Source organism: Clostridium sp. MCC344, from assembly GCF_018785365.1.
Classification (GTDB): domain Bacteria; phylum Bacillota; class Clostridia; order Lachnospirales; family Lachnospiraceae; genus Pilosibacter.
The window spans coordinates 1-13,443 of the sequence record NZ_WQPQ01000006.1; the positions used below are offsets into that span (position 1 = coordinate 1).

Annotated in this window: 13 protein-coding genes; 2 read left to right on the forward strand and 11 right to left on the reverse strand. The window is 46.3% G+C overall.

Features of this window, described 5'->3' with window-relative positions:
• Positions 1 to 157: 157 nt before the first annotated feature.
• Together GPK90_RS00565 and GPK90_RS00570 are read right to left on the reverse strand one after the other, a co-directional pair.
• The gene (locus GPK90_RS00565; RefSeq protein WP_118531519.1) at positions 158 to 817 is read right to left on the reverse strand and encodes an RraA family protein; all 660 of its coding nucleotides are present in this window, start codon (positions 815 to 817) and stop codon (positions 158 to 160) included.
• Positions 818 to 840: 23 nt separating this feature from the next.
• Positions 841 to 1,095, reverse strand: a complete 255-nt coding sequence (locus tag GPK90_RS00570) for a hypothetical protein (RefSeq protein ID WP_215701863.1) — start codon at positions 1,093 to 1,095, stop codon at positions 841 to 843.
• Positions 1,096 to 1,102: 7 nt separating this feature from the next.
• Here GPK90_RS00570 and GPK90_RS00575 point away from each other — a divergent pair, with 7 nt between their 5' ends.
• Together GPK90_RS00575 and GPK90_RS00580 are read left to right on the forward strand one after the other, a co-directional pair.
• Positions 1,103 to 1,549 (forward strand): AAA-type ATPase lid domain-containing protein, encoded by a 447-nt coding sequence (locus tag GPK90_RS00575; protein ID WP_215701864.1) that lies wholly within the window; start codon positions 1,103 to 1,105, stop codon positions 1,547 to 1,549.
• A 136-nt stretch (positions 1,550 to 1,685) separates the two neighbouring features.
• Positions 1,686 to 2,348, forward strand: coding sequence for an AroM family protein (locus GPK90_RS00580; RefSeq protein WP_215701865.1), 663 nt, complete (start codon positions 1,686 to 1,688; stop codon positions 2,346 to 2,348).
• A 297-nt stretch (positions 2,349 to 2,645) separates the two neighbouring features.
• Here the strand turns inward: GPK90_RS00580 and GPK90_RS00590 are convergent, their stop codons facing one another.
• The 9 genes from GPK90_RS00590 to GPK90_RS00630 all read right to left on the reverse strand — a co-directional run bounded on the left by GPK90_RS00590 (position 2,646) and on the right by GPK90_RS00630 (position 12,971).
• Complete coding sequence (locus GPK90_RS00590; protein ID WP_215701866.1) at positions 2,646 to 3,824, reverse strand: ribose-phosphate pyrophosphokinase; 1,179 nt, start codon at positions 3,822 to 3,824, stop codon at positions 2,646 to 2,648.
• 303 nt (positions 3,825 to 4,127) lie between these two features.
• Positions 4,128 to 5,126, reverse strand: coding sequence for an ATP-binding protein (locus GPK90_RS00595; RefSeq protein WP_118531606.1), 999 nt, complete (start codon positions 5,124 to 5,126; stop codon positions 4,128 to 4,130).
• Between the two features lie 105 nt (positions 5,127 to 5,231).
• Entirely contained in the window at positions 5,232 to 6,362 is a 1,131-nt protein-coding gene (locus tag GPK90_RS00600) for a DnaD domain protein (protein WP_252197310.1), read from the reverse strand.
• A 427-nt stretch (positions 6,363 to 6,789) separates the two neighbouring features.
• Complete coding sequence (murC, locus tag GPK90_RS00605; protein WP_215701867.1) at positions 6,790 to 8,172, reverse strand: UDP-N-acetylmuramate--L-alanine ligase; 1,383 nt, start codon at positions 8,170 to 8,172, stop codon at positions 6,790 to 6,792.
• Positions 8,173 to 8,607: 435 nt separating this feature from the next.
• Entirely contained in the window at positions 8,608 to 9,111 is a 504-nt protein-coding gene (locus GPK90_RS00610; RefSeq protein WP_117503557.1) for a QueT transporter family protein, read from the reverse strand.
• A gap of 279 nt (positions 9,112 to 9,390) precedes the next feature.
• On the reverse strand, positions 9,391 to 10,494 hold the full coding sequence (locus GPK90_RS00615) for a site-specific integrase (RefSeq protein ID WP_215701868.1): 1,104 nt from the start codon (positions 10,492 to 10,494) through the stop codon (positions 9,391 to 9,393).
• Positions 10,495 to 10,603: 109 nt separating this feature from the next.
• Positions 10,604 to 10,777, reverse strand: coding sequence for a DUF6462 family protein (locus GPK90_RS00620; RefSeq protein ID WP_215701869.1), 174 nt, complete (start codon positions 10,775 to 10,777; stop codon positions 10,604 to 10,606).
• An 18-nt stretch (positions 10,778 to 10,795) separates the two neighbouring features.
• On the reverse strand, positions 10,796 to 12,490 hold the full coding sequence (locus GPK90_RS00625; RefSeq protein WP_215701870.1) for a DNA primase family protein: 1,695 nt from the start codon (positions 12,488 to 12,490) through the stop codon (positions 10,796 to 10,798).
• Complete coding sequence (locus tag GPK90_RS00630) at positions 12,414 to 12,971, reverse strand: hypothetical protein (protein WP_215701871.1); 558 nt, start codon at positions 12,969 to 12,971, stop codon at positions 12,414 to 12,416. The genes GPK90_RS00625 and GPK90_RS00630 overlap by 77 nt, the downstream gene beginning before the upstream one ends.
• Positions 12,972 to 13,443 lie beyond the last annotated feature (472 nt).

The following is a 13,443-nucleotide window of genomic DNA, read 5'->3' on the forward strand; positions in this document are numbered from 1 at the left end:
AAAAATCACTAGATTATAAGCAACTTTTAAAAGAGCGGTGGAATTTACTTTTTCACTGGAATTTACTTTTTCAAGTCAGCTCTATTCTATCAAAACAAGCGGCAGTCCCACCACACATGGTCCTGTCGCTCTTTCTTATTTCTTATTCTTTTTTCTTTTATTTTACTTTCCGCGCCTCTACGATCGACATTCCCTGCCGGATCAGATCTTCCATTTTGGCTTCACGGGCATTGATCTTTGCGGCCTCTGCGAGGACTTCCTGGATCCGGCCGCCGGGAACCACGACAGCGCCTGTGCTGTCCATAAGGATCAAATCTTCCGGAAGGATCTGGACGCCTCCGATCATGACCGGAACATTAACGCCGACTGTCTCGATATCCCGCGCACTCTTTACCGGGCATGTTCCCGCGCAGTATGCCGGAAATCCAAGTTCTGCGATCTCGTCCGCATCTCTCAGGCAGCCGTTCGTCAGTTCTCCGGAAACTCCGCGCGTTTTTGCCCGCAGAGCAAGGAGCGCACCGCCTGTGCTGACATTCTGAATTCCTGCCATATCGATCACGAGCATATCATACGGCTTTGTCTCTGTATCGATAATTCCGCCCTGACGTGCCTGATTTTTTCCGTCATACGCCGTACTGCGGCGTGCCTGGCGGATCGTAAGCGCAAAACCTGCTGCTTTCTCCTGTTTCGGATCGATCGCATGAAGTCCGATCACTGCACCCCTCCGGATTCCCAGATTATCCATCGCGTCAGAAATATTTCCGGTCGGGTATTTCAGAATTTCCTCTATGATCTTCTTCTTTTCTTCCAGTTCCATAAATGTAACCTTCTTTCCGTCTCTTAGAATTTTCCAGTCATCTTTCTGACATCCGGAACCATATCCAGTTCCATCAGACTTGCATAGATCGCATCTGCATGTTCCTCTCCGACTCTCGGGATCATGATCTCCTTATATTTTCCTGTTACGCCCCCGAATGTCTCATCGATATCGATCTCATGACCAAGAAGATAGGTCGTGTTGGTTGCATGCGTTCCGTCTTTAAAGTAGATCGTTGCTCTTCCGCCTCTGGACGGGGTAAATTCATCACTTCCCACGAGCTCCATGCGTTTTAACAGATACTGTACCTGCGGATTCTTTACGTTCGACATCCTGCCTCTGGCCCAGTCGTTCCTGCAGGCTCTGAACCGGAAGTATGATTTCAAAAAATATCTCTCTCCTCTCTCCGCAAAAATGATGCAGGATTACAACTGGCCGGGAAATATCCGTGAACTCAGAAACATCATCGAGCGTGCCGTCATTATCAGCAATGAGGATGAGATCGGTCCGGATGCACTCCACTTATTTCCGGTAAAGGAACGCCCGGAGACAAAGTCGAGAGTCCTGGATCCCGTGAAGGACTTAAAGACTGCTATGGAAGAGCTGGAACTGGAATATATCAACCATGCCTACGAAAAGTACGGAAACGTCCGTGAGGCCGCAGAGAGCCTCGGAATGACACCCTCAACGTTCGTTCGGAAGAGACAGAAATATACGAAAGGTGCGGATTGATAGATGGAAAGCCCAATGTTTATCTGGTTTTGAGGCTGCAAATGTGATATATTGATGATATCTGAGCAAAGGTATCATGTACCTGTGGACTGCCACAGGTAGCCCTCAAACCAATGATTCTGAAAGGGGTATCACTATGAAAAAAATCGGCGCGATTACTGTCGGCCAGTCTCCCAGAGTTGACCTGATTCCTGAGATCCAGCCCATCCTCGGAGACTCGGTTGAGATCATTCAGGCCGGAGCACTGGACGGACTTTCAAAGGGAGAGATCGCAAAGTTTGTTCCGCGTCCCGGTGAAAACGTCCTTGTGTCCAGACTCACGGACGGAACCTCAGCAACATTCGGAGAATCCTACATTCTTCCCCGCCTGCAGCTTTGCATTGACGATCTCGAACAGCAGGGCGTTTCTCTGATCCTTCTCCTCTGCACCGGAGAATTTCCGGCTGAATTTCACTCCAATGTCCCTCTTATCTTCCCTGACCATATCTTAAAGGGACTGATCCCGGCCATCAGCGTAAAAAATCTGTCGGTCATCATTCCTACAAAGGCGCAGGAGGAACAGATGCCCGGAAAGTGGAAAGACTGCTGTGACTCTCTCCACGTGACCTCTGTATCCCCATACGGTGATCCTCTCGCTGTTTTTGCAGCTGCAAAGGAGATCCCCGCTGATACGGATCTGATCCTTTTAGACTGCATCGGATACACCATCGAAATGAAGGAGCGTATCCAGGCTCTGACCCAGAAGCCAGTCCTTCTTTCCCGTACTCTCGTAGCCCGGGTGATTCGTGAATTAGTCTAATGTTTTTTCCCACTTCATTTTCCAAGGGATTTTCAGTATCTCCTATTTCCAATACTGTTCCGGTTATCGGGCCAAAACAGCCGAATATCCTGGTATCTCAAGGCGCTGCCTGCAATATAGGATCAAAGAGTACCATATCTCATCGCAATCTCACTATGATGAAAGCTGAATCTTTCGCAAGAGTTCCAGAAATAAAGAAGTGCCTGTCCTTCTCCGAAAAATTTCCGGTAAAGGACAGGCATTCTTATATGGTCACATAATTTCTAATTCACTGCGGTTCGTTCACTGCCAATATTCTTATCTCTCCCCGGCGCGGTACTTCGTCAACAGGCGGTTGATTCTTCCTGTCGGGTTTAAGAGATCGCTCAAGGATGCGTCGTGGTTCAAGTTGTCGATGATAAGAGCAATGTACTTACTCATGTCAACATTGATATAGTACGGTTTTGAGAGTAGCTCCGGTGTCTGATAGATAAGGTTTGTCGTCAGGACGCGGTCGATGATGCCATTCTCGTAGTACTCATCAAATTTCTTTAATCCGCCTGTAAAGAGACCGAATGTCGTGCAGATGAAGACCTTTCTTGCCTTCATTCTCTTTAACTCTTTGGCGGTGTCGAGCATGCTCTCACCGGAAGAGATCATATCATCAACGATGATCACGTCTTTGCCCTCCACGCTTGCGCCGAGGAACTCATGGGCAACGATCGGGTTGCGGCCGTTGATGATCTTTGTGTAGTCACGTCTCTTGTAGAACATACCGAGATCCAGTCCGAGAACATTTGCGAAGAAGACTGCGCGTCCCATACCGCCTTCATCCGGGCTGATGACCATCATGTGGTCACTGTCGATCTCAAGCTCCTTCTCGTTCTTTAACAGGTATTTGATAAACTGGTAGATCGGCTGTACCGTCTCAAAGCCCTTTAATGGGATCGCATTCTGGACGCGCGGATCATGCGCATCGAACGTAATGATGTTCTCAACGCCCATGTCAACGAGCTCGCGGAGCGCCATCGCGCAGTCTAAGGACTCACGACCGGTTCTCTTATGCTGACGGCTTTCATAGAGGAACGGCATGATCACATTGATCCTTCTGCCCTTTCCGCCTACGGCTGCGATCACACGCTTTAAATCCTGATAGTGGTCATCCGGAGACATGTGGTTCTTTAAGCCGTTCATCGTGTATGTCATATTATAATTGCAGACATCTACCATAATATAGAGGTCATCACCGCGGACAGACTCTGTCAGCTCTCCCTTTGCCTCACCAGAGCCGAAACGCGGAGTCTTTGCGCCGATAATGTAGGAATCTCTCTGATATCCGGCAAAAGCGATCGTGGTCTTGTGCTCGCTCTCTCTTTCTTTTCTCCACTCGACCAGCCAGGCATCTACCTTCTTACCCAGATCCTCACAGCTTTTCAGCGGAATCAGACCTAATGGTCCAACCGGTATTGTCTCAATCTGCTTTTCTTCGTACAGCATTCCTGTTCCTCCCTGATAATTTTCATTTTTTGATATTTTCCGCCGCATCCGGATCCTGCGTTTCCGGATTTCCCCTTCATTTTTGCGGCATCTGGATCACTTCCGCCCGCTTTCTCTGCAGAATCCAACCGGGCATTCGCGATACATCTCATTTATAGCACCAACCATCCATACCGTCAACCGGATTTCCGACCCGTTCTGACAGGATTTCCCATTTTCCGATTAATTTTATCCGGCATCTGGATCTGGCACCTCACAATGCTGTTTTCTCACAGCGCCAGCTCCGCTTTTCCTGAAGCTTTATCAGCCTCTCCGCACAAATCCTCTTCTCACCAGGCGGAGATCGTCACCGATCAGCGGTATGATCTTATACTTGCTCATGATCCTCGAAGTCACGCGCTCCGTGAATGCATCCTGGAGTTCCCCCAGTGTCAGGTTTGTGGAGATGATCGTTCCCTTGTTCCGGTTCAGGCGCTCATTCACACAGTAGAACATCTGCGACGCCGTAAAGGTATTGATCAGCTCCGTTCCCAGATCATCGATGATCAGAAGGTCGCAGTCCAGGATATAAGCGGCCCGGTCCTTCGCCTCATCGTCATCATTTCCATTAAACCGGCTGCCCGCCAGAATATCGAACATATCCGTCGCTGTCAGATAGACAACGGAATAGTACCTACGGATCAGTTCTCTCGCGATGCAGTTGCTCAAAAACGTCTTACCGCAGCCGGTATTTCCGGTAAACAGGATACTTTCCTTTTCATTTTTGAAGTTTTCCACATACTCTTTGCATTCCCTGATCATCATGGACATATAGTCGTAGACGGTCATTCCCGTCTTCTCATCCACATGGGTCCTGTCATAGTATTCCATGGACAGGGTATCAAAATTCTCGCGCTCCAGGACTTCGCGGATATTGGACTGATCGTAAAGGATCTCAATTTCCATATGCCGGAAACAGTGGCATTTCTTTCCATCTGCATAGCCCGTATCCTTACAATCCGGGCAGACATACTGGAGTTCCAGATAATCTGCCGGATATCCGTTCTGTTTTAAATAGAGCGCTTTCTGCTCCTTTAAGAATTCCGCGTCCTTTTTCAGCTGGTCCGCTGCCGCCCGGTCACCGGCAAGGAGCTTTCTCGCCGCCTGGGCCATCGTCGCCGCAAGCTCGTCGGACAGCGCCTCTACCTGCGGAATCTTTTCAAAAACTTCAGCAACCCGCTGATCCTGGTCCCGCTTATCCTGAAACTGTCTCTGGTTGTAGACCCGCATGATCGCATCATACTGGGAATTACTGAGTGCCATCCGCACTTCCTCCTTCTTTTCCGGGTCGATCCCGTCCCCGGGATTTTTCCTTCCTGCCTGTCTTTTCCATGTGCCGCGCAGCAAGTGCGCTCATCTGCCAGAAAGTTACTTTCTGCTTTTTATATCCGCCCAGACATAATCATCATAATTATAGGACCGCTGCTCAAAATTATTGAAGCGGTTTGAGGACGTGTTCCGGTTCTGCTTCGGTGCTGCCGTGGATTTCTTCGCCTGCTTTTCCTGACGGCGTTTATCCAGGGCTGCGACGTCCTGTAAGGTCCTCACGCCGTTTTCTTTCCAGCCCGTGAGGATTTTATCCGCATACGGGAAACTCGCCGATCCTGTGGCCGTGAGCGTCCTGTTGCATGCCTCCGTGACGATCGCGGAATCGAAGCCAAATTCCTTAAACCAGCGGCGCATAAATTCCTGCTCCGCAGTTCCGGGAATCCTTCCCATGATGCCGAATGCTTTCTTAACCGCAGAAATATCTTTTGAGTATCTTATAGAGTATTCTCGCGCCTCATCCTTAGTATGAATTCCTTCCTCATACCATTTTAAAGCTACTTTCTCTATGTAGCGAATGCTCGTGTGGCCGCCTTCAGCACAGTATTCCGCGAGATATTCGAGAAGCTCGCATGACATGTGCAGTACATCGTAAAAGTAGGCAAATTTCTCACATTCGATCGCGCTGAATGTCTTTCCGAGATACTGCTGAACCGCGTAGAGAAGCGCGGAGAATTCCTCATCGGAGGAAAGGCGTTTCATACGGTCGTAACTGTTTCCTGCATCCGGGATCGCAGATTTTTCCATGGACGGCACATCCTGGGATGCCCCTTCGTCCATCGGAACCTCCGCCCCTGATTTCTGTCCGTTCATTTCTCCCCGTCCGGGCGCAGATCCCGCATTCTGACGGTTTTCTGCGAACCTCGCGCCTGAATTTTCTGTCTCTTCCGCCATCTCCCGCGTCACCGCAGTCTCCTGCTCTTCCACGGATTCTCTTTCCGGTGCAAGGACACCGGTCCGCTCCCAGTATGCCAGAGCGCGGCGGACATCCGCCTCTGTGTGGTTCAGCGCATCCGCGATATCCGGGATCTCTATGTTCTCACCTTCATGGCGCAGAAGATACAGATACACTTTTACATATTCTCCGCTGGCTGTCCCCATATATTCGTCGATAAAAGTATTGGAAACGGCGGTCACCGCCGCATTGATGTTGTTTTTATAGCCCAAGCTCATTCTTTTCACCCTTTATATTCACGTTACAGTGCGCGGGCACTTCAGTGCCCGCGCACTGTAACAGGATTTTGCCGATGCTTCGCATTCCAAATCGGCAAAATCCGCGACCACAACGGTATCATGCGGAATTTTCAGTTCAGAAAATTCCTACCCGTGCAAAGTAACATATTCACGTCCTATCTGCAAATATCATACCATACGCCCTAAAAAAATGAAATAGCCGGAATTATCCACTACTCTAATTGTGGATAATGTGGATAACGTGGATAAACGCATTACATAACTGTCAAAAAAGCTCTTAAAATCCCCATAATTCCTTATTTTTCCCGGCTTTCCGGCATTTCCCGATTTTCAGTTATGTAAATCAAAAAATCCACAGGGTCTTCAACAGATTTCTGTTGAAAACTCTGTGGATAATGTGGATAACTTACTGTCCAAGGAGCTTTTCGCCCACTTTTACAATATCTCCGGCCCCCATAGTTATCAACAGGTCGCCGTTGACACAATTTTCAAGAAGGAATGTCTCGATCGCGTCGAAACTCGGGAAATAGTGGGTATCCGTCCCCAGCGCAGCGATCTTTTCCGCCAATGTCTCGGAGCTGATTCCCAGATTGTCCGTCTCCCGGGCTGCATAGATGTCCGCGAGAACCACATGGTCCGCTGCGGATAAGGACTTCGCGAAGTCATCCATCAGCGCCTTGGTTCTCGTATATGTATGCGGCTGGAAGACGCACCAGATCTCACGGTGCGGGTAATTTTTCGCCGCTGCCAGAGTCGCCGCGATCTCCTGCGGATGATGCGCGTAGTCATCAATGACGGTCACGCCGCCGATCATGCCTTTTTTCTCAAATCTGCGGTGTGTACCCGTAAATCTTAAGAGTCCGTTCCTGATCCCATCGCCGCGGATTCCCAGCTCGTGAGCCGCTGCGATGGCCGCCAGGGAATTGTATACATTGTGGATCCCCGGTACACCGAGAGTAATCGTGTCAATGGCTTTTCCGTCCTCTAAAAGAGTATAGGTTGCGCAGGCATTCTCGTTGAATGTCACGTCTGCGGCGCTGTAATGGCTCTTTTCCGGGTCGCTTCCGACGGTGATCACCTTGATCGGAAGTCCGTCGCAGATCTCTCTGTAGTCACGGATATCGCTGTTGATGATGAGGATTCCGTTTTCCGGGAGAAGTTCCGCAAATCTGCGGAATGAATGGCGGATATCTTCGATATCTTTAAAGAAATCGAGATGGTCTGCTTCTATATTTAATATGATCTCCATATTCGGGAAAAAGGACAGGAAGCTGTTTGTATACTCGCAGGCCTCTGTCACGAAAAGTTCCGGTCCGCCAACACGGATATTTCCGCCGATGGAGTCCAGCATTCCGCCGACGGAGATCGTCGGGTTCTTCTTTTCATCCATCAGGATCTCAGTCAGCATGGAAGTTGTCGTTGTCTTTCCGTGGGTTCCGGACACCGCGATGGATTTCTCATAGTTTTTCATGAGCTGTCCGAGAAGCTCCGCTCTGGAGAGGATCGGGAGATTCTTTGCCGCTGCCGCCGCGTACTCCGGGTTATCCGGGTGAACCGCCGCTGTGTATACAACAGCGTCGATATCGTCGGTAATGTTCTCCGCCCGCTGCCCGTAGACGATCTTTGCGCCGTGGGCGGTGAGCTTGTCGGTGAGCTCGGACTCATGGGCATCAGAGCCGCTTACTGTGAATCCTCTCTCCAGCAGGATCTCAGCCAGTCCGCTCATGCTGATTCCGCCAATGCCGATAAAGTGAATATGTTCTGGTTTATTAAAATCGATTTGATACATCGCAGTCTCCTTTCGGATATTTGATCTCTATTTTAGATATTTTTATACTGTGTACATTTAAGCACATAAAAAATATGTGCTTAAATATGCACGGTCTTTTACACATGATATCACAAAAGCAAAAGAAAATCTATCCTCGTGGAAAAATTAACATGAGGCGAAATTCACGCAGATCTTTTCTTTTCTGTGCAGCACTTTCTATATAAAAAGGGCGTGTGAAAAAATGAGAAATCATTTGGCCCTTCTTTTTTATAGGCTATGTTTTTTCACAGCCCCTCGCGCGGTCACTTGCGACAATCTACATCTTCGCGCGAGTGCGCATCTTTGGCACGTTAGTGCCTTTTTATGGAACAGGGAATTTCTCGAAATTTCCTGTTCCATAAAAAATCCCGCATCTACTGGATTTTTCATCCAACAGATACGGGATCACTAATTTTACGCTGCAGCTTTTCCAAAAATCACATGCTGATACCGGATCAGAACGGATAACAGGATCTGACCAAGAAGACCGATAGCCAGGATCTCTCCGATTCCGACTGTGATCGTGGAAAACCAGATCATGTCCTCAGAACCGTATGCGAAGCGGAGCACCCACGGAACAATGATCATGTTCGCGAGGATCGGCGGAACAGATACCAGATAGCGGTTTTTCCGGAGCAGGTAAGAACCTACCGCACCGATCAGGGTCGCAATACTTCCAAAGATCACATCGAGAGCCGCCGCGCCGCCAAGAAAGTTGGCAAGCAGGCATCCGATAAAGAGTCCCGGAATTGCCGCCGGGGTAAAGTACGGAAGTACGCAGAGAAGCTCAGAGATCCTAAACTGGATCGGTCCAAAGCTGATCGGCAGGAACACCATCGTCAGCACCACATAGATCGCCGCGATAGCCGCCCCGTATACAAGTGTCAGTACCGGGCTGTTTGTTGCGTTGTTTTTCATATTCAGTTTCTCCTTTAGTTTTGTTTTAGGTGTGGAAGGTCTCGAACACACCGGTCATTGCTGCAAAACGCCCAATAAATAAGGGCATCTGCGACCTTGGGAATTCACCGTTTATCTGGATCAAAAATCTACTACACAGTTTTTACACAGTTTTCGTTTTTTCTTCCTGCTCACTACGTATTTTTCTGAGATAATACATCTTCGATCACCATAAACAGCGTGCTTTTTAGCTCATAGAGTATAGCATCTTTCAACAAGAATAGCAACCGTTTTGATCACTTATTCCTGTTTTTCAAAGATCTTTTCTAACTTCGCCATTTCTTTGACCTTTGTGTTCGGCAGAACATGTGAATACAAATCCGCAGTCATTGCAAATGTCGCGTGTCCCAAGATACATTGCATACTCTTAAGATCAATTCCGCACTCCAAGCCGCGTGTTGCAAACGTATGTCTCAGAGTATGAAATGTAAACAGCGGCATATCAGTCCCCTTTGCCTTCATTTCTTTTACGCATCGTTTAATGTCAGCAGTTACTCTATCTCGTGTAACCGGTTTTCCATCATTTGTTGTGAATACCAGATCTTCCAGTCCTTCTAATGGTTTCCATAAATCTCCTGCCAACTGTTTCATCTCTTCCTGCTTCTGTTTTTGATGCTTCAGTATCTCGTAACACACTCCCAACATAGGAATATCCCTTTTGGATGTCTTTGTTTTAGGTGTATCTTTATAATGTCCACGGCTTTTTACATATTTCAGTGTTCCCGTTACATAAACGATTCTCTTCTCAAAGTTTACGTCATTCCAGGTAAGACCTCGAACTTCACCGTTTCTCATTCCAGTGCACAATGCTAATTGGTATAGCTCGTACATTGGACTGTATTCCTTTGTATATTCCAGAAAAGCTTTCTGCTGTTCCATGCTCAATACCACCCTCTCCTTTGGTTCTTTTCCGTTCGATAATGAGGCTAAAGCTACCACATTTTCCTTCAGCATTCCCAATTTTACCGCCTGCTTAAACATGCCAGATAAAATAGCAGCCGTTATTTTAATTGTACCTTTGGCAAAATGTTTATCTGTCATTACACTATAGACTTTCTCAACGTGACTCACCAGGACACTAGTCAATCGTTTTTTTCCTAATATAGGTTTGATCTGACTATTATAATTGTTAATATAACTTTCCACAGTTCCCTGCTTCACTCGCGGGCGCTTATATTTCTCGATCCATTCCTCAAACCATTCTTGAACTGTGATCTTGCTCGGTGCCTTATATACTCCGTGTGTTACTTCATAACGTAAGTCTTCCAGTTTTTTCTCTACAACCTTCAAGTTTGAATCATAAACCGGGGGATAGATTTCTCCTTCGTGTTGAAATCTTCCCATATACAATCCATCTTTTCGTTGAACAATCCCTTTGGGTAATTTTTTTCCCTTTTGATCATATGCCATATAATTATTAAGCGGGTTTCTTTTGGAAACCCGCTCATCCTCCTTACTTAGAATTTTCTTCAACCCACAGATCAAACTTATCAACATTGATAAGCAAACGCGCGCCTATTTTAACTCTTACTTCAGCCTCTCTCGCCAAACGCAGTGCAGAATTTCTGCCGATTCCCCCTGCATATTCTTGAAATTCCGGTACTGAAAGCAATTTCTTATTCGCCATAACTTTTCCCTCCTCTAATCACTTCCATGCAATTCCTCTGATTGCAGACATCGCATTTTTGCCAGTTTCATGATATCTCTTTTTTATACAGCCTTTCAGATTCGTACAAATCCAGTTCATTAGCGTGACCTGAGGCAACAAATCAAGCTCTCGATCAGCGCAAAAATCTTTATACGATTCATATAAATCTGAAACGTATATATAATCCTTACTATTTCCAGTGCATTGCAGACATCTTTCCGCAAACTGTTGGGCGCTCATGGTACTGTCGTATACACAATATCGCCAGTTCTGTTTCATTTTTTCTGCAATATAGCACGGTGAAAATATAAAGTTATTCTCAATCAAGCTTGACACTTTTGTCAGGCACAAGGAAATAATCTGTTCTTTTTCCTTCATCAGTTTGTATATCAGCTGCTGATCTGCCTGGTCTTTTGCCACGCTATGTATAAACGGAATAATAACCATCCGATCCCAGAAGGAATCATCATCCTCCTCTTTTGCAACAACTACCGGAAAATTACTTGCAAAAAGGAAATTCATATTGCTATGAATCTGGATATAGTCCTTAAATTTGCCTTCTATAGTCACCTTATCCCCACCTGTAATGCACTTAATTTCCGAGACAGTTTCCTTCGGAATCTTCCCGTTTGGTAAATCCATGCAGAGATTCAAAAGCTTTCCTTCTATGTCAGCAAGACCGAATCGTCCTCCCAGCTGATTTATTGACCTCGTTATTGTCAAATTTTCTCCTAATAACTTGATCAATAAATTTCCTAGTGTACTCTTTCCACTGTTAGGAGCGCTTCCCATCACGAAAAAGCATTTTCCGTGATTTAATGGTGTAAGCATATAGCCCAATGCTTCTATGATTCGTTCTTTAACTTCTTCATCACCGCAACTGCAAACTTGTAGAAATTTCTGGAATGCAGGTGCATTACAACTTTCCGTCCAGTTAACCTGAAGCTCATAAAAAGTCAAGTAATTAGGCGAATGTTCATGCAATTCAAGTGTGCGCAAGTCCAGCACCCCATTTTGAAAAACAACATAATATTGTCCTTCAGCAATCCGTTCTTCACAGTTCGGAGGCACCCGGGACTTATCTGATTGCATAAATTTCAGTAGATGTCGGAATGTATCTGTTGTGACACATCCAAAAGCATCATAACTGACTCGCTCTCGAACCATGCTCATTAACTCTTCCGGATTATGAATAAGCTCATATGTGCGACCATTATAAAAGTACAGTTGCTTTTCATACACTATGACCGTCACTTTTGCAGTAATCGCTTTTTCTTTGTCCAGTAGTTGCTTTGTCTCATTCCCTCTACCAGAAACTCCTGATGAGCTTTGAAATCTTTCTTTATCTGTACTCTGCTGGTCTGTATCACTCACATTGATTTCTGGCATCAGTTTCATGCCACCTGCTTTTTCAGATTCCCTCTGTTTTTTCAGCACAGTTTCCGAGGAATTTGCTTTCATAATCAAACTGGTTTTCTCCGGCGCCGGAACTAATTTCGTCTCTTTCCCATGTACCGGCCATGCAGAAAGACTATACTCCTGCATTTTAGAACGCTCCTCCGCAGATGGCAGAGAGTGCATGATGCACTCTCCATCATCCGTTTCCATCGTATTCTTACCATGGCATCGCGGAGAATATATGTTCCTGATTGTTGGTTTCTTCCCGCATATTGACGGTTTCATTTCTTCCATCTTCTCTTCCCTCCATCCAAGCATCACGCACTATTGCGTATAAACCCGAAATGCCGTTAATCATCTTGTCCTCGCAAATATAGCTGATTTTTTCTTTATCCTTGTTGTAGCTGAATGCTATTGTAAGTTCTTCATTTTCAACTACCCCAAAGATCGAGAATGTCTCTTCCTGATCCTTATCCGGAAAGAATACATACCGAGCGTTTTCGCAGTTGCCTCCCAATTCTATCGCCGCTTTTTGCATGGTTTTCAAGCAAATGCGTACGCTCATGGGAACGGTGACTGGCTGACCGTTCTCAATCTGCCATTCATAACGTGCACCCCTGTACTCCACAACTATCGCTGCGTTGATAATCCGCTCGTCCTCATTGGCTCCCAGCTTTGCTACGGTTCCTTTTTCGTTAACAGAGATGTAATCTGCTTCTTTTTTCGGATTTACAGATTTTCTTACCATCTCTTCAAAATATTCCTTTGTTTTCATTTTGTCATGCCTCCTGTCATATAGCCGCTGATCAAGCTATCGTTTATTATTGAGATCCACGCTCACAACATCCCATTCACTAGATCAGCATTGGAATGTTTTGTTGTTCGTTCCGATCTATGCTTAAAATGTAGCAGAGTCTTTTGTTCTTCGGGTACGCAATTTTTTCAGAGAATATTCCACTACTGCTATTGTCCTGTTTTCTCTCTTTAAATCGCCTAAATTTGTCTGAAAGAAAAATGAGACTAGCGTCTGGGCGATTTCACTCAAACGCTAGTCTCATTAAATTTACTACTCAATTTCATGAATTGTTTACATGCTTTTCATTCAAGTCAAACGCACGTAAAACTTGACGCATACTTCCGGTCAGCATAAGCTAACAAATTCTTCTCGGAATTGCTGCGCTCTACACTCCGTTTCTGTCAGCTCAATCCATTATCTCCAGACAATGTGCGCCCTCTCGGAGCATTTA

Coding starts and splice junctions, on each gene's coding strand:
- GPK90_RS00575 (WP_215701864.1), top strand. CDS start 1,103: ATGCGTTTTAACAGATACTGTACCTGCGGATTCTTTACGTTCGACATC.
- GPK90_RS00620 (WP_215701869.1), bottom strand. CDS start 10,777: ATGGCGAATAAGAAATTGCTTTCAGTACCGGAATTTCAAGAATATGCA.
- GPK90_RS00565 (WP_118531519.1), bottom strand. CDS start 817: ATGGAACTGGAAGAAAAGAAGAAGATCATAGAGGAAATTCTGAAATAC.
- GPK90_RS00615 (WP_215701868.1), bottom strand. CDS start 10,494: ATGGGAAGATTTCAACACGAAGGAGAAATCTATCCCCCGGTTTATGAT.
- GPK90_RS00600 (WP_252197310.1), bottom strand. CDS start 6,362: ATGAGCTTGGGCTATAAAAACAACATCAATGCGGCGGTGACCGCCGTT.
- GPK90_RS00580 (WP_215701865.1), top strand. CDS start 1,686: ATGAAAAAAATCGGCGCGATTACTGTCGGCCAGTCTCCCAGAGTTGAC.
- GPK90_RS00625 (WP_215701870.1), bottom strand. CDS start 12,490: ATGGAAGAAATGAAACCGTCAATATGCGGGAAGAAACCAACAATCAGG.
- GPK90_RS00590 (WP_215701866.1), bottom strand. CDS start 3,824: ATGCTGTACGAAGAAAAGCAGATTGAGACAATACCGGTTGGACCATTA.
- GPK90_RS00595 (WP_118531606.1), bottom strand. CDS start 5,126: ATGGCACTCAGTAATTCCCAGTATGATGCGATCATGCGGGTCTACAAC.
- GPK90_RS00610 (WP_117503557.1), bottom strand. CDS start 9,111: ATGAAAAACAACGCAACAAACAGCCCGGTACTGACACTTGTATACGGG.
- GPK90_RS00630 (WP_215701871.1), bottom strand. CDS start 12,971: ATGAAAACAAAGGAATATTTTGAAGAGATGGTAAGAAAATCTGTAAAT.
- murC (WP_215701867.1), bottom strand. CDS start 8,172: ATGTATCAAATCGATTTTAATAAACCAGAACATATTCACTTTATCGGC.